A 22,147-nucleotide genomic window follows, 5' to 3' on the forward strand; every position below is an offset into this window, starting at 1 on the left:
CAATGGAGAAAATAACGATATGCTTGTGGCAAAATTCGGTTAGTCCTCACCAAATCCCCTATATTAAACACCTTAATCATGGGAAAAATGTTCGATCGGTTATACTTATTGTACCTCAACTTTTATCTGCCAATCGTGAAAAATTAGGATGGAGCAAAAATTTTGATGCGGATACTTTTGAGCTAATAATAGCACCGAACAAGGACAAAATTCGTGAAATCTATACGCAAAATACAAACAGTATACATCTGTTCTCTGGAATTAGAGCTAATCAATGGATCTTTGACTGTTTCAAAAGCAGCCTTGCATTTCCGAACCTCAAACGAGGAATCATCACGGAAGGACCACTCACTTATAAAAAACCGTTGATGTTGCATAAAATCCGCTTTTTAATCCAGGATTACAGATATGTCAGACACTATAACTATGTATTTGCTATTGGAGAAGACGCCGAGAATTATTACAAAAGTTGGTCTAGTCATTGGAAAGTAATTCCTTTTGCCTACTGTGTGGACGAAAATAGGACATTAGCCAAGCTAGAATTGAGTCCTTTAATAAAACTGCTTTTTGTAGGTAATTTAACGGAGCGAAAAAATGTTAAATTAATTCTTCAAGCATTAAAAACCTGCAAGAACAAAGCTCTTTTCCACTTATCAATAGTAGGCGATGGTGATCAAAGAGAGATGCTGGAAACTTACGTAAAATCAAATAATCTCGATCAACAAGTAAGCTTTAAAGGTAGCTCTCCTATAAATCAAATCCCCAAAATCATGGATGAACATGATTGCCTTATCCTCCCCTCTGTACATGACGGGTGGGGAGCTGTTGTAAATGAAGGCCTACACGCTGGTCTTTACGTTTTATGCAGCGACCGTTGCGGCGCAAAAGCATTACTTTCTGATTCGGAGCGCGGATTAATATTTAAATCGAACAATACTCAGAACCTTGTTAAAAGTCTTCAGGATATAGAAGGTAAAATTTCAGAAATACGCTCAAATAGACCTAAAAGGCAAGCTTGGTCCGAAAAGAGTATTGGAGGACAAGCAATCGCGGAATATCTTGTTAGCTGTTTAACTTCAAACACATTACCCAAAGCTCCTTGGAAAATAGACAACAAATGAAAGTTCTCCACATCATAGCTTCTCTAGATGAAAGTGCCGGAGGCCCTTCTCGCAGTGTCCCGCTAACCTGTCGTTATTTGGCGCGTGCAGGTGTACAAATTGAACTAATCGCAGCACCCAGTGCTAACCCTGTTGAATTAGAGTCGGAAGAAGGATTGCAGGTTCGTTTCCTTCATTTAAAGGAACTCCATACGTTTGGTAAAAACCTGCGAAAAGGAGACTATGACTTGGTCCACTTACAACATATCTGGCATCCTTACATTCATGTGATGGCCAAAGCTGCGCGTCGGGCAGGCATTGCCTACCTGATCACTCCGCGTGGCATGCTGGAGCCCTGGATCATGAATCGCAATCGCTGGAAAAAACAATTAGCGATGTTCTTGTATCAGCGTCGGGATATCCGTAAAGCCAGCGTGTTGCATGCGACTTGTCAGTTGGAACAGGATAATATCCGTGCACTGGGTTTCAAAAATACTATTACGAACATTTCCAATGGTATGGAATTGGCAACCATTCCTTCACCGAAAGAAAACTACGGAAGTAAAAAGCTGGTTTTTTTGAGCCGGATTCATCCGAAAAAAGGAATCGAGCTTCTATTAGAAGTATGGAAGCAATTGAATCAATCTGAATGGACCTTGGAAATTGCCGGCAACGGGGATGAGAACTACCTGCAGGCTTTGCAAAACAAGATCAAGCACGAGAGCATCACAGGCGTTTCGCTCGTTGGCCCTCAATATGGTGAGGCCAAGTGGAACTTTTTGAAAAGTGCCGACCTCTTTGTGTTACCCACCTACAGCGAAAATTTCGGGATCGCGATTGCCGAAGCTCTCGCGGTAGGCGTACCAGTGATTACCACCACCGGTACACCTTGGAAAGAACTGGAAACACACCATTGTGGATGGTGGATTGATTTATCAGTAGATTCCTTGACAAAAACGCTAAAGGAAGCTATGCATCAATCCAGCACAGACCTGAGACAGATGGGGATGAACGGGGTACAACTTATTCGTAAACAATATAGCATAGAACAAGTATCTGAACGTTTAATTCTCGTTTACCGGGATATAATAGAAAAAAGGTGAATATTCTCTTTCTAATTGGGAAGTACCCCTACTTTGGTGGTACCGAAAAAGTGACGACAATATTGGCGAATGAATTCGATACGAATGGACACCATGTATCGATTGCATCTTTTGAACAAGCTATGCCTGAGTTGCAAGATGAACTAAATTCAACAATAAAGCTCCATACCCTATCCTATCCAACTTTATCGTTTACAAATCAGGATAAATTGCGTCGAATTGTGCGTCAAGAAAAGGTAGATATCATTATCAATCAATGGTGCTTACCATTCTATGTTACTTTACTTTGCAAAACAGTAATTAGGGGAACAGGCTGTAAATTGGTCTCGGTACATCACAATGCTCCGGATAGTAATGCCCGGATAACTGATCTCCAAATTAAAATGAAGGAAGAAAAATCTCCCTTTTTAAAACGCTTCTTTCTTTATTATCCAAAATTTGTCGCTATTCAAACGATTATTCGGCTTAGCATGCGATATGTTTATCGGAACAGCGACAACTATGTTGTGCTTTCCGATAGCTTTCGAACTGTATTCTCGAACTTTTCGAAAATAAAATCGCCCAAAAAATTAAGAGTGATATCAAATCCACTCACGATCCCATCCAATGGAAGATCCATTACCGAGAAAGAGAACCTAATAATCTATGTTGGACGAATAGATTATAATCAGAAAAGGGTAAATCGGATTATTGAAATATGGGAAAAAATTAATAAGCTAAACCCGGATTGGAAACTGGAAATCATAGGAGAAGGACCAGAAAAGAATAACCTTCAACAAATAGTTGAAGAGCGGAAAATAGCTAGAGTGTCGTTTGAGGGATTTCAAGACCCGACGAGTTATTACAAAAGAGCTTCACTTCTTTTATTAACGTCAGAATATGAAGGGTTTGGACTTGTAATTGTTGAAGGTATGAATTTCGGGACTATACCTCTGGTGCTAGGAACGTATTCAGCAGTATATGATATTATTGACAACGATAAAAACGGGTATATTCTGCCTGCTCCCTTCAATGCTGTTGAATTTTCAGATCGAATCCAAAATCTTATTGATAATTCAATCAAACGAAAAGAGATGTCATGTGATGCAATACAATCAATTGGAAAATTTTCTGTTGGAGAAGTTGTTTCAAGGTGGAACAAGCTATTCGATGAACTAAAAAAAGGAATCAATGATTAAAGTTGGCTTATTAACGCTTCCATTCAACTTCAACTACGGAGGCGTCCTTCAGGGTTATGCGCTTAAAAGCACATTGGAAAAACTGGGAACGCATGTAACCATTATAAGTAGAAGACAAAACAGAAGTAATATCATCAAAAGGTCAATTGTCTGGTCTAAATGGGAATCATTTAAGATCTTGCAGTATAGTCGGTCTTTGAGAGTGTTTCCTCTTGTAAGCTTTGAACATTTCAAACGAAAAAATATAAATGAAATAACTCCCAATATATTCTCGGATAAAAAACTAAACTCCATTGTAGATAAGCATGCATTTGATGCATACGTGGTCGGAAGTGACCAGGTCTGGAATATAAACGCATCCCCAAACCTATACAATCATTACCTCAGTTTCGTAACTAATCCGAACGCAAAGAAAGTTGCCTATGCCGCTTCATTTGGTAAGGAAGAATGGTTATACCCGGAGTCAGCCACCGAGGAATGCTCAAAATTAGCCAAGAATTTTGATGCTATATCTGTCAGAGAGGACAGTGGTGTCAAACTCTGCCGGGAATATCTGGGAGTGAACGCAGCTCACATGGTTGATCCAACTATGCTTTTGAACGCCGATGAGTATCGTAAATTATATAACGATCAACATATCGCTCCGTTTGACGGAAAAATATTTACCTACATCTTAGATGAGAACGAAGATAAGAGAATATTTATCGAGAAGGTCTGTTCAATTTTAAAGCAAAATTCGTTTGATTTAAAATCAGAGTCGCTACTTCATAAATTACAAACAATCAAAAGAAGGCACTTCCCAACGATTGAAACCTGGCTGAAAGCATTCAACGATAGTGACTATATTATAACCGATTCATTCCACGGTACTATTTTCTCAATTATTTTTAACAAACCTTTTATTGCAATTGCAAACAAAGATAGAGGGTTGGCACGTTTTGAATCACTACTCAAAATGTTTCAACTTGAGAACAGACTGGTAGAAAACCTGGAATCTGTACCCCAATCACTATTAAAGACCCCTATTGATTGGGACAATGTGAACAACATCGTGGAGAGCAGAAAACAGATGTCTATCGATTTCCTAAAAACCAGTTTATTCGCTAATTAATTCGACATGAGACAAATTCCTAGCGTTGTAAAACACGTTGTACATCAAGACTTATGCACAGGGTGTGGCATATGCACATCTTTCTGCAATGAGAAAGTAATCAAAATGGACTGGAATTCTCAAGGTTTCCTTATACCTGTTCAATCTGGTACCTGTAGTCAAGACAACAATTGCATATCGGTATGTCCATTTAATCCATTTCCGGAAGAAAAATTGAAAACGGAAACTGAAATTTCTTCTCTATTTCTAGATACTGTATCAGCCTCAAACCATAAAAAGCTTGGGAACTATTTTAACACCTACGCTGGATATTCAATTGAGCACCGGATGAAATCATCTTCAGGAGGTATTGCAACTTATGTATCGAAAATATTATTAGAAAAGAAAATTGTTAAATATATAATCAACGTAGTTGAATCAAAGGAACAAAACCACCATTTTAGCTATACAATTGGAGGCTCTATCGAAGAAGTTTCTAAATCTGCCAAAACCAGATATTACCCAGTCACCCTGGAAAATGTATTTGAAAAAATAACAAGTTTAGATGGAGATGTAGCGATTGTCGGCATACCTTGCTTTATAAAAGCAATACGGTTAGCTCAAATAAAAAATCCCGATTTACGAGACAAGATAAAATTTACAATCGGTATTATTTGTGGAGGTATAAAAAGCAAGTTCTTCACCGAATATCTTACTCAGAAAGCAGGGGTTTCAAGTAATAAGCTTTCAAGTATAGACTATCGTATTAAGGACATCTCTAGTCATGCCGGAGATTATTCTTTCGGTGTTAAAACTACAAACAGCAACGATCTCCATGACATTAAAATGAGAACAGTTGGCGACATGTGGGGAACTGGTCTTTTTAAAGCAAATGCTTGCGACTTTTGTGATGATGTTTCAGCAGAACTCGCAGATATCTCATTGGGCGATGCTTGGATTAGACCTTTTGTTAACGATGGCCAAGGTACCAACGTCATTATAACCAGAACATCTCTTGCAGACCAGATTTTACAAGATGGACTGAAAAACGACGAACTGCACATTGAACCGATTCAAAAGGAAGAATTTATAAAATCACAAAAGGGAAGTTACACTCATCGGCAAGACTGTTTGAGCTACAGAATAAAACTTTCTGATCTAAAATATTTACCTCCCAAAAGAGTTAAGTCAAAAGTACTACCTCCCGATGTGAAAATTATTCAGAAACTCAGAAGACAAACGAGATTAAATAGCCTAACAACTTGGGCTAATACGCATGATGCTGAAAAATTCGATGCAATGATGAAGCCTAGTTTAAGGAAACTGAGATTAATTACAAAATTTAACCATTACAAGAGAGGGGTTGTAGATAAACTCAAGAAATTATAAAGAGAGCAATGGAAAAATTAACTCTGAATAACTATACTGAACCAAAGCCCAAATATTTTAAAAGACTTGTTTGGTTGATTATTAATCGAACAATTTTCAGATGTTTTATTGGAAAAAAAATGTTCTTCCTCAGAACATCACTTTTAAAGCTATTTGGCGCTGATATGCCTTTCCGTGTAATGATCTATCCATCATGTAAAATACATGCTCCATGGAACCTGAGAATTGGGAAATATGCTTGCATTGGACCGAATACCGAAATTTACAACAAAGCATTCATTGATATTGGCGCTAACACTGTTATATCTCAAGGTGCATTTTTATGTAGTGCCTCACACGACATTTCAAAAAAACTCCTTCCTCTCGTTTCTCAACCAATTACAATAGCCGACCAAGCCTGGATTGCAGCCGATACTTTCATAGGCCCGGGGGTTACCGTTGGGCAGGGAGCTGTTGTTGGAGCTCGATCAGCTGTATTTAAAGATGTGGAAGCTTGGGTGGTGGTGGGGGGCAACCCCGCCAAATTCATCAAAAAACGCGAAATAGAAGCATGAAGACTAGCATAGCTGCGATTATCCTCACTTATAATGAGGAAAAACATATTGTCCGCTGCATTCAGTCTTTATCGGCGTTGGTTGATGAAGTGTTTGTAGTGGATTCGTTTAGCACGGATAAAACTATGGAATTAGCCGCCCAATTGGGGGCAAAGGTTTACCAAAATCCGTTTGTAAACCAGGCGGTTCAGTTTAACTGGGCTCTGAAGAACTGCCCGATTGAGTCGGACTGGATTATCCGCATTGATGCCGATGAATACATCGACAACAAGCAAGGGCTGGATTTACGAGCCTACCTGGCCGAACGGCCTGCGGGCGTCAATGGGCTAATCATTAGCCGTAAGATTGTGTTTATGGGCCGGGAGCTGCTTCATGGCGGCTGGTATCCGAAATGGAACCTTCGGGTGTTTCGCCAGGGAATGGGCGAATGTGAAAACCGCTGGATGGACGAACACATTGTGTTGAGCGAAGGGCAGGCGGAGTATTTAAAACTGGATTTTGTTGACGAAAACCTGAACGACCTTAGCTGGTGGACCCAGAAACACAATAACTATTCGAGCCGGGAAGCGGCCGACTATTACCTGCAACTGGAACAATTTCAAAGCGAGCATGCGGTTGATGCGAAGTTTTTTGGTTCGGATGCCGAACGCAAGCGCTGGCTAAAAGCCAAATACCACGCGTTCCCTTTGTTTATTCGCCCGATGCTAAACTTTGTCTATCGTTACTTTTTCAAACTGGGTTTTCTGGATGGCAAAGCGGGCTTTGTGTGGCATGTACTGCAGGGCTTTTGGTACCGCTTTTTAGTAGATGCCAAGATCTACGAATTACGACGTCGCTTTGGGAATGACACCGAGGCGATTATCCAATACATCCGGGAAAACTATCGGCTGGATTAAGGCGGCATTCACTCACCTAGCTGATCGGGAACGAACAATTCTCCTGGGATTTTTATACTAATTCGGCCGAATGTTCGTTCATAATTTATAAGAAGAAAGAGAAAAATAAAACAAATAAAACACCTCAAAATCTTTTACATGGAACCAATAAAAGTATCTATTGTAACGGTTGTTTATAACGCCAAATCAACGATTGTCGACTGTATTGAGTCGGTATTGAGTCAGGATTATCCTCATATTGAGCATATTGTCGTGGATGGTGGTTCAAAGGATGGAACTTGTGATCGCATTGCACCTTATATGAAGCTTTTGGGTGCGTTTGTTTCAGAGAAGGATAAGGGCATCTATGATGCTCTGAACAAAGGTATTAATATGGCTACCGGTGATATCGTCGGTATACTGCATTCGGACGATTTGTTTTACGAAACATCGACGGTGAGTAAAGTTGTTGCCGAATTTGAGAAAAGCCAGGCCGACCTGGTGTACGCGAATGGTATGTATGTTCCGAAGAACGACGTGAGCCAGGTGAAGCGTGTTTACAAGGCCAAGCCTTTTGCTGAATATTTCATCGACTTTGGCTGGATTCCGCTGCACACCACTATTTACGTGAAACGCGAGGTGTTTGAACAATACGGTTTGTACGATGATAGTTTCGCTATTGCCAGCGACTACGACATTAGCCTGCGCTGGTTTAAAAATCCGGAAATCAAGAAACACTTTTTGGATCACTGGGTGGTGAAAATGCGCCTGGGAGGAAAAAGTACGTCAACAAACTTACAGAAGAAAAAATCGACTGAGGACCTGACGATTATTAAACGTCACGAGTTACACGGCTATTTCACCTTGTTCTGCAAGGTAAGCCGGAAGATTCCGCAATACCTGTGGCCTCGTTTGATTCGTATGCGCGATGGATTGGCAATGGAACAAAGAGTACTCAGTACAGAAGGACAGTCGCTCGGTCTGTAATTACCTGAGTTTTGCTTTCGGGCAAACAAGAGAATGTGGCTTTAATAGTGTTGAAAGAAGAAAAAATCTCTGAAAAGGGATTTTGAAGATTTTAAAACGAATAAAAAAGACCAAATAGCTGCTAAGGCAGCAAGAATGACTCACCTACGGCGATAAGTCGGAAACAGGTGAAGCACTAACCAACATCAACCACCCTTATTCCCAAAAACTATGATTAAAGAACGGGAGCATGTGATCTCCAAGGTTAATCAGATCATTCAGACTGCTCTGTCGGCGCTGGCCTTTACCCTGGCTTGCGTCATTTACAACTACGAAAAATACCCGGAATTACTTCGGTCTCAGGAATTCAACATCTTTCTGTTGATGGCCATCCTGACGGGATGGATCTCGGTTGAATACAGTGCTTTGCACCGGATGAGCCGGGAGGAATCGTATCTCGAGCTCTTTTACAAATACGTGAAGGTAACCGCAGCGGAAACGATCATCCTTTGGCTGGTTAAGTATTACCTCAATAACAAATGGATTGACCTGCAGCTGTTGACGGTTTTTGCTGCAATTAACCTCTGTCTGCAATTTGCCTTCAAAGCGTCGTTCTTCCGCATGATGAAGTTTTTCAGAAACCGGGGATTTAACACCCGGCAGTTGCTGATCATTGCTGACGGGCAATCGCAGGATTTTATCGAGACGCTGATTAACTCGCGGGACTGGGGATACCGGATTACGGGAATTGTTACCAACAGTAAAAAACTGAAAAAGACTTACGGTAATCAGTTTAGTATTATCCCGGAGGAAACGACGATTGACAGCATCCTGAATCAGACGGTGATCGATGAGTTGATTTACTCGAAGAATGATTTGGACTACAATGAGATTAACGCGTTGATGGAGTTGTGTTCGGAGTTGGGGGTGGTTTTTCGTCTTCGTCCAAAGGTGTTCGTCGATAAATCGAAAGGATACAAGCTTGGAATGTTGAACGACGCACCGATTTATATTTATAAGAATATCCCGGATAGCTACCTGGCGCTGAAAGTGAAGCGTATTTTTGATGTGCTTTTTTCGCTGGTTGTGTTGATTGTAGCATCGCCTTTATTATTGGTGGTTGCGCTTGCGATTAAGCTGAATGATGGTGGCCCCGTGTTTTTCCAGCAGGAGCGGGTTGGCTTGTGCGGAAGACGTTTTGGCTGTCTGAAATTCCGGACGATGGTCACGGATGCCGAAGCTTTAAAAAGTACCTTGATGCAGCAGAACGATCAAAGTGGTCCGGTTTTTAAAATGAAATACGATCCCCGAATCACGCGTGTTGGGCGTTTCCTGCGGAAGCATTCGATTGATGAGTTTCCTCAGTTTTTCAATGTGCTTAACGGAGACATGTCAGTGGTTGGGCCTCGTCCACCAATCCCGGACGAAGTGCGTTTGTACGAACGCTGGCAGAACCGCCGTCTGAGTATGAAGCCGGGTTTAACCTGTATTTGGCAGGTTAGCGGACGAAACGCGATCGATTTCGACGAATGGGTAAAACTGGATACCCAATATATCGACAACTGGTCGTTGAAACTGGATGCGAAGATTATTTTGAAAACGATAAAAGTGATGATCAAAGGTGACGGGATCTAGAGGAAAACCTTGTCTGGTCAATTCGTTTTTCTCATTAAATAATTTGAAATATACCCCTCCCTGCCCGTCCGGTCAGGCGGGCAAACCTCCCCTAATGGTGAGGCTTAAAGTCCTCTTCATAGGATTTAGGGTTTAACAACGGCTTGGATTCTCTTGTTTTGTCGATATAAGCTAAAGATTTATTTTGCTTTTATCGACAAACAGATAAATAGAAAAGACAAAACTGACGATTTTTCATACATTCGCGCAAGAAAGAGATCATCGTAAGTAATATCTGACGAAACTCTTCGTTTGCATAAAACTTACCTCCTAACAGGACAATTTTATGAGCCGAATGTTTGTGCGAAGCATACTTCGATGTGTGCTTCTGTTATTGGTTTTGAGTAGCTGTAAATCGAATGAAGAGCTGATTTACATGCGGAATTTATCGGAAGAAGAGTCGATCCAGACGACGAGCTTCTCAACGGACAGTTACCTTTTACGGTCTGGAGACAATCTGTATATCAATGTTAGTTCGATGAGCCCGGAAGTGACTGGCTTGTTCAATCCCCAGGCTGCGGCCGGGAATACCAGCGGAGGAACAGCACAGGCTTTTAACTCGGTTGCAGGCCAATACCTGAATGGTTACCAGGTAGACAGTAAAGGAAACATTGAGTTACCTATTGTTGGCAAAGTTGCTGTTGTCGGGAAGACGATTGCAGAAGTGAAATCGGATCTCGATGGGGTGATGGCGGAATACTTCAAAGAAGTAACTGTGACGGTGAAACTGATGAGTTTTAAAGTAACCGTGATGGGCGAAGTCGCGAGACCCGGATTGATTTTTATGTACAACAATACCTGCACCGTGCTGGAGGCAATTAGCGAGGCTGGTGGCACGACCGATTATTCGCGCTTAAAACGAGCGCTGGTTGTGCGCGAAACGTCGGAGGGAGTTGTCAATATCAAAGTCGACTTGACCGACAAATCCCTGCTGAGTTCATCAGCCTATTATTTGCACCCCGGAGATGTGGTTTATGTTTGGCCCGACCGGTACAAAAATACCCGGCTAAACGCATCACTTTACGCACTGATGTTATCGACAATATCGACCATGATTGTGGTATTGTCATTTCTGAATAATTAAGAAATGAATTTTAGTTGTGTCGGAATACTGCAATTCTGATTTCGGCATACCAAAAGAGAAGGCCAAATAACAAGATAATTTGACCGGTTTGTCAATCTGTAAAAGCGTTCTATTCGCTTGTTGTCAGGATTGGAGGGTCGATAAAACAGGAAATCAAAATGGATCGTAAAGAAGAATTGTTGAAATTACTTCTTCAGAAAGAAGAACAACCTCAAAATATTAAAGACTTCCTTTTCAAGCTGCTTTACCATTGGAAGTGGTTTGTACTGACGGTTGTTGTTGGCGTGGGAATCGCGTTTGTGTTCAACCGTTACACACCGGCAACCTACCGTGTGAAGAGTTTGCTATTCATCAAAGACAAAGAGTCGTCGGGGGTTGATTTGCAGAATATTTTTAGCAGCTCGCCTTTAAAATCGGACGTGAAACTCTCGAATCATATCGAGATTTTGAAGTCATTCAGCCTAAACTACGAGGTGCTGGAGAATTTGGGCTGGAATGTTTCGTGGTACCGCCACATGCCGTTGGGTGATTTTATTTTATATGGAAATGAACCATGCCATGTGGAATTTGAGCCCGATGCTTTTAACCTCAAAGGAGTTCCTGTTCATATCAGTCCGATCAACGATCGGGAGTTTAAGATCGAAGTAAAGTCAAAAGCCAACCTCTTGGGGATAAACACGGAAGTTGACTTCGAGGGTACCGGTGTGTTTGGCGAGAAATTCGAAAACCGCTATTTCAGTTTTACGCTTCAAAAGAAGGTACTGCCGACAGAAGGTGATTATTACTTCGAATTCAATGACTTGGAAAAGTTGACATTGAGTTACTTGCGGCAGTTGCAGGTATCGACGGTTAATAAAGATGCAGATGTGATTAGTTTGCAGTTGACAGGGCAAAACCCGGACCAAAAGATTAGTTACCTGAATGAACTGTCGCGGGTTTACATTCAATATGGCCTGCAACAAAAGAATCAAATCTCGGACAATACGATTCATTTTATCAATCAGCAGCTGAAGGATATTGTGGATACGCTGAAGTCGACCAGCAATGAGTTTACCAAGTACCGGTCGTCCAACAAGGTTTTCGATTTGAGCCAGGAAGCCACTTTGGTAACCGGAAAGCTCTCTAATTTGGACACGAAACGTTCAATGGCCGAGATGCAGCTGGAATACTATAAGAACCTGAGAGGATACATCGGTGAGGACGGCAATATGAAAAATATTGTGTTCCCCAGTGTCGTCGGAATTACAGATGTTGGTTTAAATAGCATGGTGGTTCGCTTAAGTGAGTTGAACAGTAAGAAGGAAACATTGTCATACAGCGTTCACTCGAAAAACCCCGGCATTCAGGTTATCGATAAAGAGTTGGAGTACGTTAAAAAGAGCTTGGTGGAGAACCTCGACAACCTGATTTTTAACACTGAAAATGAACTGAAATCAATAAAACAAGATATCGAGGAGGTTGATAAGCAGTTGGAGGCCTATCCAAAGACAGAGCAGGATCTGATCAACATTAAGCGGATGGTTGACCTGAATAACGAGTTGTACAATTTCCTGTTACAAAAACGTGCAGAGTCGCAGATCACCAAAGCATCGAATGTACCTGATGTCGATGTGCTCGATGTGGCGCGTAGAGCAACTACCGAACAAATCGGGCCGAAGAAAAAGGTTAACCTGATGATCGGGTTGTTTTTGGGGCTGGCGGTACCGTTTCTGTTTATTGTGGTTCGGAACTTCCTGGAAGATGGAATCCAGGATCGGGAACAGGTTCAGAAACTGACTGAACTGCCGGTTATTGCGGACGTTATGCATAATACTTACAATGAATATCTTCCTGTTGTGAACTATCCGCGTTCTGTATTGGCGGAATCTTTGCGAGAATTGAGAACCAGTCTGGATTATCTTAGCTTTGGACGGAATGGCGGAATCATCGGTATTCACTCCCTGATTCCGGGTGAGGGGAAATCATTTATTGCTTCCAACCTTGCGGTGATGCTGGCAATGAATAACCAGAAAGTTGTATTGATCGACGCCGACTTACGAAAGCCAACCCTGCATCACTGTTTTGACTTGACCAAGGATGTTGGTTTGAGTACCTATCTCATCGGCCGTCATACTCGGGAGCAAATTGTGCAACCGGTTTCGATTAAGAATCTGAGTGTGATTACCTCCGGACTGATTCCACCCAACCCGGTAGAATTGCTCGGCTCCGATGAATTCGATACGCTTTTAAAGGAGCTAGGGGAGCAATTTGATGTGATTGTTATTGACAACTCGCCTGTGACTTTGGTTACTGATGCTGCTGTGGTTAGCCGGCACACACAATGCAACTTGTTTGTTGTTCGCCAAAAGCGTAGTCCTAAGAAAATGGTTCAATTACTCAGCCAGATTGTGGCCAAAAATAAGATGCAAAAGACGGGAATTGTTCTTAACGACGTTGACCCCAAGCGCTACGGAAATTACGCCTACCGCTATGGTGGTTACTATCATAAAGCGTACTACGGGGAAAGTGGCAATTATTTTGACGATAAAAGTAAGGCTGAGATGTAACAGCCTTCAAAAGAACCAGGAATTGTTGGTTCCAATTTTTAGATAGGTTGTTAAACCCAATCATATTACAGGCCCGGGAGTTATTTCCCGGGCTTTTTTTGTGCCTGAAAATTTGATTGAATTCGATCTTTTATAGCCTGATTTTTGTGTCGATTGGTTGCGTTTGGGGTTTGGCCTGCATACGCCCTGGGATTTTACTGAGCAGAACATCTAAAAAGGCGCTGGCCGTTTTTTTCAGACCGGTTGTTTTTAGATAAACCGCACTGATCTGGCGGGTGGGAGCCGAGTTTGCAAATTCCTTGATCATGTTTTCGTATTCCGCAGGAATGTTGCTGGTCGCCAGTTCCGGGATAAAAGTCATGCCACCCTGGTTTTCTACGATGCGCTTCAGCGATTCAATTGAATTGGAAACGTATTGAAAGGGCAATTCTGAATTATTCAGATCCTGCATTTGACATACCGAATTGACCTGGTTTTGGAAGCAATTGCCTTCATGCAAATACCAAAGTTCGTCGAAGTTCAGTTGGTTCAGATTTAGCGTTTCTTCGGCGTAAAGCGGGTGATTTTCCGAGATGTAGATAAAGAAACGCTCGTAGAACAAGGGGACAAAACCCGTATTCTTCGCTTTGACGGGTGTCGATATAATTCCCAGATCCAGGCCGGCGTGTGCCAATTCATCAATAATTTCTTCGGTTTTCAGTTCTTCGATGTGAAGCTTTAATTGCGGGTATTGCTCTTTCATCGTATCCATAAACAGGGGAACCAGATAGGGCGAAAGCGTGGGGATGATTCCTACACGCAGTTTCCCTTCCACTTTTTCTTCCAAGTCCAGTCCCAGCTGGTCTAAATCTTCCACGAGCTGCACAATCTGCAGCGCTTTTTCGTAAAACATTTCGCCCTCGCGGGTCAGTGCCATGGGCTTCTTGGTCCGCTCAAACAGTTTGAAGTCGTACTCCTCTTCCAGCTTTTGCATTTGCAGGCTTAATGCCGGTTGACTGATTTTCAACACTCTGGCTGCTTCCGAGAAATTTTTGGATCGAACCAATTCAATAAAATACTTTAATTGGTTGAATTTCATTATTTATAATTGAAAGTTATAGTGCTATAAAAATAATAAATAATGGTTATAATATCTTTGTAGCATCAGAGAATCAGAAAGTAACAATTAAAACAAAACAGAAATGAAAACACAAGTTAAAAACAACGCAGTAAACGAGGTATTGGTAGGTGAGTTAAACCAATTTGTAGCAGACATGCAGATTTATTATCAGAATTTGCGTGCATTTCACTGGAATGTCAAAGGATCGATGTTTTTCGTGCTTCATGAAAAATTCGAAGAGTATTATACGGAAACGGCAGAAGTAATCGATGCAGTAGCTGAGCGCATCCTGATGGTTGGCGGACAACCATTACACACGTTCTCAGATTACCTGACAGTTGCTTCTTTGGAAGAAATTAAAAACGTAACAGATGGAATTACAGCAGTTAAACATGTTGTAGCCCAGTCGGAATCACTACTTGAGCAAATGAATAAACTTCAGGCTGATGCCGGTGATCGCGGTGACGAGGCTACCAACGCCCTGTTTAGCGAGCTGATTGGCAATACTGAAAAGCGTCTGTGGATGTTAAAAACATTCCTGGCTTAAGGGGAAATGTAGGAATAGCAAAAAGGGATCTGAAAACAGATCCCTTTTCTTTTTTTATGCTAGTTGATAAATTCCATGATTTCTTCCTCGTCGGTAATCTCGCTGTCGGAGATGGTTATTGCTGTTTCAATCAGGGCGAGATGTGAATAAGCCTGTGGGAAATTCCCCAGCATTCGCTTGGTCTCAAAATCCAGGTCTTCACTGAATAATCCCAGGTGGTTGGAATAGCTGATCAGTGTTTTAAACTTATGGATAGCTTCTTTCTTTCTTCCGATTTTGTATAGGCTGTTGATCAGCCAGAACGAGCAAATCGTAAAGGCCGATTTGGGTGTTCCAAAATCGTCTTGGTTTCGGTAGCGGAACATCAGGCCGTTGTGCTCCAGTTCTTTTTGGATTGCCAACACGGTGTTGACAAAACGTTGATCGGTGGCTGAAATAAAACCATAGGACTCCATCAGCAAAACAGAGGCATCCAGGTCTTCCGAGCCGTAGGCCTGCGTAAATGCCTGCTTCGTTTCCGACCAGGCGTTTTTGTGAATGTCTTCGTCTATTTTATCCCGCAATTTCGACCATTTTTCGACATACATATCCCGCTTCAGTAGACCTGCAATTTTAACAGCACGGTCGACTGCAGCCCAGCAAAGAACTTTGCTGAAAGTAAAATGTTTGTTTTCGCTTCGGATTTCCCAGATGCCACGATCGGGCTTTTGCCAGTTATTGGCAACAACTTTGATGACGTTCCTAACAATTGTCCACAGTTCTTCGCTGTGCTCCAGACTGGTGGTGTAGAGCTCAAAGTGTTGGTAAATAACATCGAGCAAAATGCCGTAAATATCGTTTTGTTTTTGCTTGTAGGCGGCGTTCCCAATACGCACCGGGTATGAGTTTTCGTAACCGGAAAGGTGCCCCAGAGTTTGTTCGGTCAGCTTTTTTTCACCACGGATTCCGTACATGATCTGCATCTTCTCATCTTTCTCGGGTAGAATGTCGATGATGAAATTCAGGTAGTGGCGGGCCATGCGTGTATGTCCCAACGAAGTCATTATTTTTACCACCATCGAAGCATCCCGAATCCAACAGAAGCGGTAATCCCAGTTCCGTTCTTCGCCAATTGTTTCGGGTAGTGAGGTAGTCAATGCCGCCAGAATCGCACCGCTTTTGTCGAAGCTCAGCATCTTTAACGTGAGTGCACTGCGGATGATTTCTTCCTGAAAAACCTTGAAAGATGTTGTTCGTTCAGCCCAATTCAGCCAATAAACTTTGGTTCGCTCCAACTTCAGCATCGAGCGTCGAACATCCTGGTGCAGCAACTTTTGGTTGTAACTGATCAGACAGAATTCATCATTCATCAATTTAACAGTTTTACTTCCGTCAAAAGCGGTTAAGTCGATGCTGGAGTACATGTAGAGCGAATCGTAAGGTCCCTTTACGGTCGAAGCTTTGATGTAATCATGTTCAATCACATTCTTGGTTTCAGGGATACCGTATTCTAATTTTGGTTTGTAAAGGAGTGTAATTTCCGGATCGCCCACAATGTGTTTGAAATAGCGAACCAGATCGGGTGGCGTGTAATACACATCATTTTTGTCAATTCGGTAGCGAGGCATAAAATCATGGACCTCGAAGACACCATCCAGGCAATGAAACCGAGTAACCAGGATATTCGTCCGGGGAATGTAATGCTGGGTTGTCCGTTCGAGGTACTTCGGAGTGACTGAAAATATTCCTCCCTTCTCTTTATCCAGTATTGACGCAAAAACCGAAGATGAGTTAAACTGCGGCAAACACAGCCATTCAATGGCCCCATCTTTCGAAATTAAAGCGGCACTTCTGCAATTGCCAACTATTCCGTAATCTAAAGTATCCATAGGCTAATTTTAATCGTTTGTCAATAAAATCTAAATAGTCAATATTTTGTTAACTAATTAAATTTGACTATATTTGTGGTTCTTATTCGGATTATCGTTTTTTCGAGAAGAGCACTGTTTACAGGCTTTTCATCTGATTCACTCAAATTTACGCATTCCCCGTCGAACTAACTATTAATTCTTGAAATCGGGGAAATGTCGGTTTAGCTTACCAACATTTTGCAAGCGAATATGTTGATACTACTGAACGTGGTTTCCGAAATAATTGAATTAAGATTAAAATAAAATACAGCATTATGAATAAGATTCATATCGTGTCAAATCGATTGCCTTTGAGTATTGCCCAAGCTGACGATGGATTTTCGTTTACGCCGAGCGTGGGTGGATTAGCAACAGGAATGCGATCGATTTACAAAGAGTTTGGAGGACAGTGGATTGGATGGTCTGGTATTCCATCTGATGATCTAAGTGAAGATCAACTGAACGAGATTGATGAGAGACTGGTGGACGAAAATTGTAAAGCCGTTCATTTGTCTAGTGAGGAAATCAACCTTTATTACGAAGGATTTTCCAACAACGTGATTTGGCCACTTTTCCACTATTTCGCGCAATATATTGAGTATAACGTTGATTATTGGGAGGCTTACAAAAAAGTAAACCAGCGTTTTGCCGATCAGGTTTTGGAGGTTGCCGATGAAGGAGATACCATTTGGGTGCACGACTACCAGTTGCTCCTTGTTCCGCAGATGATTCGCGAAAAGAAGCCGGGAGTGACCATTGGTTTTTTCCTGCATATTCCGTTTCCGTCGCTGGAAGTGTTCCGGATTTTGCCCTGGCGTAAGGAGTTGATCACAGGGATGCTCGGTGCTGATTTGATTGGTTTCCATACCTACGATTACGAGCGACACTTCTTCAGTTCTGTTCGACGATTGTTGGGCTACGAGGTTTCGTTTAACCAAATCCACATGGAAGATCGGATTATCTTGGGCGACGCTTTCCCAATGGGAATCGATTACGACAAGTTTAAATCGAAAGCGGAAGAAGTTTTCCGAAAGTCGTTGCCGGAGAAGTCGGAGTTGCATAAAGAACTGGAGAAATATTTTCTGATGTCGCCTGACCGGAAGTTGATCTTATCGATCGATCGACTGGACTACACGAAAGGTATTCCAAACCGAATTCGTGCGTTCGAATATTTTCTGGAGAAATATCCGGAATACCGGAACAAGGTGACGCTGATTATGCTCGTGGTGCCTTCACGCGCTGAGGTAGAACAGTATAAGCTGCTAAAAAGTGAAATTGACGAACTGGTCGGAAGGATCAATGGTCGTTTTGGCCTAATTAACTACACGCCAATCTGGTATTTTTACCGTTCATTGCCGTTCGATAACCTGATTGAATTGTATAGTTCATCGGATGTGGCACTGGTAACTCCGGTGCGCGACGGAATGAATTTGGTTGCAAAAGAATACATTGCGTCCCGCGTCAATCAAACAGGGGTGATGGTTATTAGTGAAATGGCAGGAGTTGCCAAAGAGCTTGGCGAGGCCATCATCATCAACCCAAACAATGAACCGGAAATAGCCGATGCCATTCATCAGGCATTAATGATGCCGTTGGACGAGCAGCGTCAGCGCATGCGGATTTTGCAACAGCGCATCAGCCGGTATGACGTGTTTAAATGGGCGGCTGAATTCGTTGCTGCACTCAAAAAAGTACAAGCGATCCAGCGCAATTTCTTAGCGAAGAAAATTACGAACGATATTAAAAAGTCATTGGTGAAGCAGTTCAAGGGGGCCGAAAAGCGCGCAATCTTCCTGGATTACGACGGTACCCTGGTCGGCTTTAAAAATGATCCGCAGGCAGCAAAGCCGGATGAAGAGCTGCACGAAATTTTGACCTCCCTGGAAAGTGATCCAAATAATATGGTGACGATCATCAGTGGTCGCGACCGCGATACGTTGGAACGTTGGTTGGGCGATCATAAAGTCAACCTGATTACAGAACATGGTGTCTGGCTCAGACGTATCGGCGAAGATTGGGAAATGATTGACAACCTGAATGCCAACTGGAAACCATTAATTCGACCACTTCTGGAATCCTACGTTGATCGTACACCGGGGACTTTCATAGAAGAGAAAAACTATTCGCTGGTATGGCATTACCGTAAAGCAGAACCGGAACAGGGCGAAATGCGGGCGAATGAGTTGAAAGATGAGCTCCATACCATGATCGCGAATCACAACCTCGAAATTATGGAGGGTAACAAAGTGATTGAAGTCAAGGCTGGCGGTATTAACAAAGGAGTAGCCGCGATGCGTTTCCTTAATAATAAAAAGGTCGACTGCATCATCGCTTTGGGTGACGACTGGACCGATGAGTACATGTTCCGTGAGTTGCCGCAGTCAGCGATTACCGTTAAAGTGGGCCTGAAAAATACAGCTGCGTCTTATAAAGTAGAGTCGGTTTCATCCGTCAGATCTTTGTTGAAGGCGTTGGTTGAATAAGGATTTGCCCGATCAACCGAAAAAGCGGAGCACTTTGGTACTCCGCTTTTTTCATTAGTTTTGGTACGGTAATGCCGATTTTGGCGTTTAATTGAAAATTAAAAACAAGAACATGCGCAACGCAGTGTCTACTATTTTGGTGGTCCTCTTTTCGCTCAGCCAAAGTTTTGCTCAGGATGCCGCAAATCAGCTCGATGCGAACGGCAAAAAGCAAGGTTATTGGTCGAAAAAGCAAGCCAACGGAAAGTTGCTGTATTCCGGTTATTTTAAAGATGACCAGCCGGTTGGCGAGTGGAAACGCTATCATGAAAACGGAGTTGTAAAAGCTCACATCGTCTATCCCGAAAATTCAGACACGGCCTCGGTGGAGCTGTTTGATGACTTCGGCAATAAAGTTGCCAAGGGTTTTTATGTTGATAGAGTAAAGGCTGGGCGTTGGGTCTATTTTGAAAAGCGGCAAAAGGTTGCGGAGGAGAATTACGTAAACGGGCAGAAGGACGGAATCGCTAAAACCTACTATCCCACGGGTGAATTGTTTGTTGAAAGTAAGTATGTAAACGGTCTTCAGGAAGGAGTCTATCGTGCTTATTTTAAATCTGGCAAACCCTATTTTGAATGTCAGATGAAGGGGGATAAGCGCGATGGTTTTTGCCAGATTTTTTATCAGAACGGAGAGATGGAAACCGAGGCATTTTATCGCCACGGGGTTCGTAATGACGAGTGGAAGTATTATGACGAAAACGGAAATTACCAGTATTCGTTGATCTATGATGAAGGTATTGTGATGAATACGGCGGTATTGGACAGTATCGAGCAAATCCGCTATCAACAGTTGGATATAAATAAGAATGCAATTCTGGATCCCGAGAAATTTATGAGCGACCCTTCTGAATACATGATGCAAAAAGGGATCCGCTAATGCGCTGGCTCGCGGGCATACCACTTCTATTTATCTGCTTGCTGTTTTCCGAACGCAGCATCGCCCAGGCGCTTCAAAATTATTACTGGATTGGTTTCAAAGATAAAAATGGCTCTGCTTTTTCGCTGGCTCAGCCGGATGATTTTATGTCGGCTCGTGCCCTGACTCGGCGTAGCAAGCAGGGAATTGTTGTTGATAATTTCGATTTGCCGGTTTCTCAAGTATACATCGACAGCTTAAAAACGCTCGGTTTCAGTATTGGAAATACTTCGAAATGGCTCAACGGTTGTACCGGACAAGCGAGCGAAGAGCTTGCTTCTGAAATTGCAGATCTGGATTTTGTGACGGAAATTCAACTGATAAAACCGGGAATTACCACAAAAGCCGCACGAAATAAATGGAGTGACGAGATCTTTGCTGATGCAATAGACACGGCCAGCTACTCGACGTCGGTTTATCAAGTGGCGCAACTCAATGGTCAATTCTTGCACAACCAAAATTATACAGGTAGCGGAATGCAGATTGCTGTTCTGGATGCAGGATTTTATAATGCGGACAACTACTCGCTTTTTGATGGATTATTTGCCAAGGGCCAAATTTTAGGAACCCGCGACTTTGTTTCAGCCGGGAATGATGTCTTTCGCGAGCATTATCACGGCATGAGCGTGCTTTCGACGATGGCGCTCGATCTGCCCGGACAGTTTATCGGAACCGCGCCGGACGCGAACTACTATTTGTTTCGAACCGAAGACTCGTCGTCCGAGTATTTAATAGAAGAATACAATTGGATTGCAGCTGCAGAATATGCGGACTCGCTCGGAGTTGATGTGATCAATTCATCGCTGGGATATTACGATTTTGAAGATGCTAGCACCAATCACACATGGGCCGACATGGTTGGCGATGTTACTCCGGTAACCATTGGGGCTAATATGGCTGTTCGCAAAGGAATTCTGGTCGTTGCCAGTAATGGAAATGAAGCCAACAACTCGTGGCGCTACGTTATTGCTCCGGCGGATGGCGAGCTGGTTTTAGGCATTGGAGCGGTGAACCGTGATGGCGTTTACGCTCCGTTCAGCTCCGTTGGATACCCTGCAAGCTCACTGGTTAAACCCAACGTTGTGGCCATGGGCTGGGGAACCGCTGTGGTGCGCGACAACGGCGAAATTGGCTTGAGTAATGGTACCTCTTTTTCATCGCCTGTGTTAGCGGGAATGGCGGCGTGCCTGTGGCAGGCCAACCCGCAAGCTTCGGCAGCCAGGATCAAAAAGGCGATCGAGGTGAGTGGCAGCCAGTATTTGCGACCGGATTCGTTGCTTGGTTACGGCATTCCTGATTTTCAAATTGCCGATCAGTATTTGAAAGAACAGGAAAATTTGGAAGCCGATAACTGGATGGCTTTTCCGAATCCGTTTCAGGCGGAATGTTATTTGTATAAAAAGGGAGAACTGGAGGGAGACTGGATTGAAGTGAGTCTCGTGAATTTGAACGGAATGGTTGTTTACACCGAAAAAATAGAAGCTTCCAATCCGGTATTGCTGCCGAATTTGGCTAACTTACCGCGTGGTTTGTACCTGGCACGCGTTCGTTGCGGCAACGAAGAGCTTACATTGAAGTTAATCAAGGCGATCCGTTAACCCTGCGGTCACAG

17 protein-coding genes are annotated in these 22,147 nt (G+C 42.7%); 15 read left to right on the forward strand and 2 right to left on the reverse strand.

The window, feature by feature from the left end; genetic code table 11:
* Window positions 1-2: 2 nt before the first annotated feature.
* The 11 genes from BC643_RS18390 to BC643_RS18440 all read left to right on the forward strand — a co-directional run bounded on the left by BC643_RS18390 (window position 3) and on the right by BC643_RS18440 (window position 13,559).
* Window positions 3-1,121: a glycosyltransferase family 4 protein gene (locus tag BC643_RS18390; protein WP_120274748.1), complete on the forward strand. Its 1,119-nt coding sequence runs from the start codon at window positions 3-5 to the stop codon at window positions 1,119-1,121.
* Entirely contained in the window at window positions 1,118-2,203 is a 1,086-nt protein-coding gene (locus BC643_RS18395) for a glycosyltransferase (RefSeq protein ID WP_120274749.1), read from the forward strand. The genes BC643_RS18390 and BC643_RS18395 overlap by 4 nt, the downstream gene beginning before the upstream one ends.
* Entirely contained in the window at window positions 2,200-3,381 is a 1,182-nt protein-coding gene (locus BC643_RS18400; protein WP_120274750.1) for a glycosyltransferase, read from the forward strand. Before BC643_RS18395 ends, BC643_RS18400 begins: the two co-directional genes overlap by 4 nt.
* The gene (locus BC643_RS18405) at window positions 3,374-4,492 is read left to right on the forward strand and encodes a polysaccharide pyruvyl transferase family protein (protein ID WP_120274751.1); all 1,119 of its coding nucleotides are present in this window, start codon (window positions 3,374-3,376) and stop codon (window positions 4,490-4,492) included. Before BC643_RS18400 ends, BC643_RS18405 begins: the two co-directional genes overlap by 8 nt.
* A 6-nt stretch (window positions 4,493-4,498) precedes the next feature.
* Window positions 4,499-5,860 (forward strand): Coenzyme F420 hydrogenase/dehydrogenase, beta subunit C-terminal domain, encoded by a 1,362-nt coding sequence (locus tag BC643_RS18410; RefSeq protein WP_120274752.1) that lies wholly within the window; start codon window positions 4,499-4,501, stop codon window positions 5,858-5,860.
* Between the two features lie 8 nt (window positions 5,861-5,868).
* On the forward strand, window positions 5,869-6,414 hold the full coding sequence (locus tag BC643_RS18415; RefSeq protein WP_120274753.1) for an LbetaH domain-containing protein: 546 nt from the start codon (window positions 5,869-5,871) through the stop codon (window positions 6,412-6,414).
* On the forward strand, window positions 6,411-7,310 hold the full coding sequence (locus tag BC643_RS18420) for a glycosyltransferase family 2 protein (RefSeq protein ID WP_120274754.1): 900 nt from the start codon (window positions 6,411-6,413) through the stop codon (window positions 7,308-7,310). The genes BC643_RS18415 and BC643_RS18420 overlap by 4 nt, the downstream gene beginning before the upstream one ends.
* Window positions 7,311-7,448: 138 nt before the next feature.
* Window positions 7,449-8,276, forward strand: coding sequence for a glycosyltransferase family 2 protein (locus tag BC643_RS18425; protein WP_211338139.1), 828 nt, complete (start codon window positions 7,449-7,451; stop codon window positions 8,274-8,276).
* A gap of 210 nt (window positions 8,277-8,486) precedes the next feature.
* Entirely contained in the window at window positions 8,487-9,890 is a 1,404-nt protein-coding gene (locus BC643_RS18430) for a sugar transferase (RefSeq protein ID WP_120274755.1), read from the forward strand.
* 325 nt (window positions 9,891-10,215) lie between these two features.
* Complete coding sequence (locus BC643_RS18435) at window positions 10,216-11,013, forward strand: polysaccharide biosynthesis/export family protein (protein WP_120274756.1); 798 nt, start codon at window positions 10,216-10,218, stop codon at window positions 11,011-11,013.
* Between the two features lie 158 nt (window positions 11,014-11,171).
* Complete coding sequence (locus tag BC643_RS18440; RefSeq protein ID WP_120274757.1) at window positions 11,172-13,559, forward strand: GumC family protein; 2,388 nt, start codon at window positions 11,172-11,174, stop codon at window positions 13,557-13,559.
* 130 nt (window positions 13,560-13,689) lie between these two features.
* Here BC643_RS18440 and BC643_RS18445 read toward each other — a convergent pair whose 3' ends face one another.
* Window positions 13,690-14,637 (reverse strand): LysR family transcriptional regulator, encoded by a 948-nt coding sequence (locus tag BC643_RS18445; protein WP_120274758.1) that lies wholly within the window; start codon window positions 14,635-14,637, stop codon window positions 13,690-13,692.
* A gap of 103 nt (window positions 14,638-14,740) precedes the next feature.
* On the opposite strand from BC643_RS18445, the gene BC643_RS18450 reads away from it, so the two are divergent.
* Window positions 14,741-15,205: a Dps family protein gene (locus BC643_RS18450; protein WP_120274759.1), complete on the forward strand. Its 465-nt coding sequence runs from the start codon at window positions 14,741-14,743 to the stop codon at window positions 15,203-15,205.
* A 59-nt stretch (window positions 15,206-15,264) separates the two neighbouring features.
* On the opposite strand, the gene BC643_RS18455 is transcribed toward BC643_RS18450, so the two are convergent.
* On the reverse strand, window positions 15,265-17,073 hold the full coding sequence (locus BC643_RS18455) for a glycoside hydrolase family 15 protein (RefSeq protein WP_120274760.1): 1,809 nt from the start codon (window positions 17,071-17,073) through the stop codon (window positions 15,265-15,267).
* Between the two features lie 296 nt (window positions 17,074-17,369).
* On the opposite strand from BC643_RS18455, the gene BC643_RS18460 reads away from it, so the two are divergent.
* The 3 genes from BC643_RS18460 (at window position 17,370) to BC643_RS18470 (ending at window position 22,133) form a co-directional block, all read left to right on the forward strand.
* The gene (locus BC643_RS18460) at window positions 17,370-19,577 is read left to right on the forward strand and encodes a bifunctional alpha,alpha-trehalose-phosphate synthase (UDP-forming)/trehalose-phosphatase (protein WP_120274761.1); all 2,208 of its coding nucleotides are present in this window, start codon (window positions 17,370-17,372) and stop codon (window positions 19,575-19,577) included.
* Between the two features lie 112 nt (window positions 19,578-19,689).
* Window positions 19,690-20,496 carry a toxin-antitoxin system YwqK family antitoxin gene (locus tag BC643_RS18465; RefSeq protein WP_120274762.1) on the forward strand — a complete coding sequence of 269 codons (807 nt, stop codon included), beginning with the start codon at window positions 19,690-19,692 and terminating at the stop codon, window positions 20,494-20,496.
* Window positions 20,496-22,133: a S8 family serine peptidase gene (locus tag BC643_RS18470; protein WP_120274763.1), complete on the forward strand. Its 1,638-nt coding sequence runs from the start codon at window positions 20,496-20,498 to the stop codon at window positions 22,131-22,133. The genes BC643_RS18465 and BC643_RS18470 overlap by 1 nt, the downstream gene beginning before the upstream one ends.
* Window positions 22,134-22,147 lie beyond the last annotated feature (14 nt).

Origin of the sequence: Mangrovibacterium diazotrophicum (assembly GCF_003610535.1) — a bacterium.
GTDB lineage: Bacteria > Bacteroidota > Bacteroidia > Bacteroidales > Prolixibacteraceae > Mangrovibacterium > Mangrovibacterium diazotrophicum.